Raw genomic sequence first — 264 nt, forward strand, 5'->3', positions numbered from 1 at the left:
CGGGTCGTGTTGTGGTGGTTGTCCTCGATATCTGTGGCGAGCACATCGAGCCCGTAGATCTGCGCGGCAAGTTCGCTGGCCAGCACGCCTTCGTGCGGGCTGCGCTCTTTGGCCAGTTCCGCAGCCGCGCCAGCGCTGTCGGCGGCGGCATCGGCGCTGATGCCGTGGCGCTTGAGGAACCCGCGCGCCTGGGGAATCAGCACCAGATGGGCGCGGACATGGCGGATGTCTTCCAGCTTGGTGCCCGGCAGGCCCATCAGCGCG

General features: G+C 68.2%; 1 protein-coding gene. It reads right to left on the minus strand.

Features of this window, described 5'->3' with window-relative positions; translation table 11 throughout:
• Positions 1-264: prephenate dehydratase domain-containing protein (locus JI666_RS22150; protein WP_286171022.1), on the minus strand; the 264-nt coding region annotated here is incomplete at both ends.

The organism is Bacillus sp. NTK071 (assembly GCF_017303315.1).
Lineage (GTDB): Bacteria > Bacillota > Bacilli > Bacillales > Guptibacillaceae > Guptibacillus.